Here is a 2,786-nt window from a genome sequence, read left to right as displayed (position 1 = left end):
TTCGGGATCAGGTCGAAGCGGCGCTGCAGTTGCACGTCGATCTGGGCAAAGGCGTTCCTGAACGCATTGCGCGCAACAACGAGACCGTTGTAGATCGAAACCACCCAGAACGTCAACGCTGCGATGATCGCCAGAAACATCAGGATTCCGATCATGGCCCCCCCTCGACTTTGATCGCAGTTGTGGAAACCGACGCTAGAATCGTACAGTAGGCGCAGCATACCCGAGGGACGGAGCGATGAAGGCACGCACACTCCGGCACGTTTTGCGAACTGGCTTGGTCGCTGGCCTGTTGCCCTTGGCTCTGGGATCGTCGGCGCAAACCCCATTGCGCTGGAACTCGCGCCCGCTGCAGGTGTCGCCGTCCACAACAACGTCTCCGGCGGCTCCCGCGGTTCGCGCCCCGACCAACCTGTACGTCTCCGACTATGAGGCCATCGCAACCGCGATGACCACCGAAGGCAACGTCCCCGGCATGGCGATGGCCATCGTGCAGGGCGGGCGCGTGCTGAGTGCCCGCGGCTACGGTGTCACCGACGTCGGCAGCCCGCAGGCGATCGATGCCCACACCGTGTTCCGGCTGGCCTCCTTGTCCAAGGCCTTTGCCTCTGCCGTGACCGGCGTGCTGGTGAATGAAGGCGTGCTGCGCTGGGACAGTCACCTCACCGATTACATCCCCTCGTTCCAACTGTCGCAACCCGGCGCAGCCGAACAGCTCACCGTGGCCGACATCCTCAGCCAACGCACCGGCCTGAACCGCAACACCTTTGATCGCGACATCGAGGGCAATGCCGACTACCACGTGCTGACGGCAAGGCTGGCCACCGCGCCCATGCAGTGCTCCCCGGGCACCTGCTATGCCTACCAGAACGTCGCCTTCAGCCTGATCGGCGACATCGTGTTCGCCGCCACCGGGCATTTCTATCCCGAAACCGTGGCCAGCCGCATCTTCAAGCCGCTGGGCATGAACGACGCCAGCTATGGGCTGGAAGGCATCACCGCCAGCGTGCGCTGGGCACGCCCGCACATCCGGCGCGGCCGCGGCTGGGTGGCAGTGACGCCCAAGCCCACCTACTACCGACTCGAGCCCGCTGCCGGCGTCAATGCCAGCATCAGCGACATGGCGCAGTGGCTGCTGGCGCAATCCGGACACCGCCCTGATGTCCTGCCCGCGCCACTGCTCGCCACCCTGCACGCACCGCTGGTGTCAACGCCCGGGGAAATGACCGTCGCCTCTTGGCGGCGCACTCGCCTGACCTCGGCAAACTATGCCCTGGGCTGGCGTGACTACAGCTATTCGGGTCACCCCGTGGTGTTCCACGGCGGTGCCGTGCAAGGCTACCGAGCGGTGATCGCCCTGCTGCCCGAGCGTGACCTCGGCGTGGTGATCCTGTGGAATTCCGAGAGCGCCCTGCCGAGCGCACTGCTGCCGACCATCCTCGACGATGCCCTCGGCATCCAAGATGGGCAGTGGCTCGAGGATCCCTCGAACGGGCTGCCGGCCAGCGTGCTCTACGCACGGCGCCGGCTGAACACACCAACCGGGACCGACGCCACGTCGTCAAAGGCTTCGCCGCCCTAAGGCAATGCCGACTCAATCAGCGTTGCCCTGAGGCAATGATCGAGTCCTTCCGGGCCTTGTCCAGCGTCACCCGAGAAGGCGCCGCGCCTCCATCCCCGGACTTTGGCGCATGCAAGGGATTGCTCGCAGGCCAGCCTCGACAGACTGACGCCACAGTGGCTTCAGCCATGCGACCTGCTCGCGATGCCCCCAGTCTGCAGAGACGGCTTGGCACAGACTTCTCGATTTATTTGCCCTGCGAATAAAAAGAAACCCCTCCCGCCTGGGCAACGGGAAGGGCCTTCAGTGTGTTACTGACGCCGGAACCGGGCGTGCCGGAACCGGTCGGATCACTTACAGCGACGAAACCGGAGCTTGGACCGGCGGCATTGCCGCAGGCTTGGCTTTCTTCGCAGCCGGCTTCTTGGCAGCAGCCTTCTTCGCAGGCTTCTTGGCAGCAGCCTTCTTCGCAGGCTTCTTCGCAGCAGCCTTCTTCGCAGCAGGTTTCTTGGCAGCGGCTTTCTTCACCGCCTTCTTTGCCGCCGGCTTCTTGGCGGCGGGTTTCTTTGCAGCAGCTTTCTTAACGGCCATGGTATGGCTCCTCGTCAATGGGAAAATCGGTAACGCCCAGTTGCGAAAGACACCGTGGGTATCGGACCCACGATCGACCGCCGGCGCGCGAAGCGCACCGGAACGGATGCTGTGCCGGCGCGCATGCGCGGACGGCGTACCTGCTGGTGTCGACTGCACGACACATGGCCCGCGGACGCGTCGTGCGTCCATGCTTCGGGCGTACTCTCGAGGATCATCCCCGGATCCGGGGCATCGCGGAACGTCGAGTGACGATGCGTCGGCGCCCACCTTGCAACGCTCATGGTGGTGGCGCGGATGTCGCTGTTCGTCGTCGCGTCGTGTCTGCTCACGCTCTTCCGCAGTGATCGTCTGCTGGACGAAACCTAATCACGCTTTTTTCATGTGTCAACAATCTTGCGCAAAGTTTTTTCTGGCCACGCCCGCGATCATCGTCAGCAACGCCATCACGACGGATGCCGGACAGACCATCAACGAGCCAGCAACATCCGTGCATGCAATGTCTCGCATCGCTGCACGCAAGCAATGGCGCGGCTTGCAGGGATTCGATGACATCGATTCGATGTGCTTCCCGACTTCACGCGGCGCGACCGACATCGCCAGCGCACCTGCGCAACGCGCGCACGCTGGATGT

The 2,786-nt window shown here is 63.8% G+C and carries 3 protein-coding genes; 2 read left to right on the top strand and 1 reads right to left on the bottom strand.

All coding sequences use genetic code 11. The features are described 5' to 3' along the window. The first annotated feature begins 238 nt into the window (after positions 1 to 238). Positions 239 to 1,582: a serine hydrolase domain-containing protein gene (locus IT472_RS06025; protein WP_343231812.1), complete on the top strand. Its 1,344-nt coding sequence runs from the start codon at positions 239 to 241 to the stop codon at positions 1,580 to 1,582. Positions 1,583 to 1,915: 333 nt separating this feature from the next. Here IT472_RS06025 and IT472_RS06020 read toward each other — a convergent pair whose 3' ends face one another. After that, entirely contained in the window at positions 1,916 to 2,344 is a 429-nt protein-coding gene (locus IT472_RS06020; protein ID WP_297179852.1) for a hypothetical protein, read from the bottom strand. Between the two features lie 151 nt (positions 2,345 to 2,495). Between IT472_RS06020 and IT472_RS06015 the strand changes: the two genes are divergently transcribed. Continuing rightward, on the top strand, positions 2,496 to 2,786 hold a 291-nt coding region (locus tag IT472_RS06015; RefSeq protein ID WP_297179849.1), incomplete at its 3' end, for a hypothetical protein.

Origin of the sequence: Thermomonas sp. (assembly GCF_020850895.1) — a bacterium.
GTDB lineage: Bacteria > Pseudomonadota > Gammaproteobacteria > Xanthomonadales > Xanthomonadaceae > Thermomonas.
Note: the sequence above shows the minus strand (reverse complement) of the source record. Positions and strands in the feature narration are given on the sequence as shown.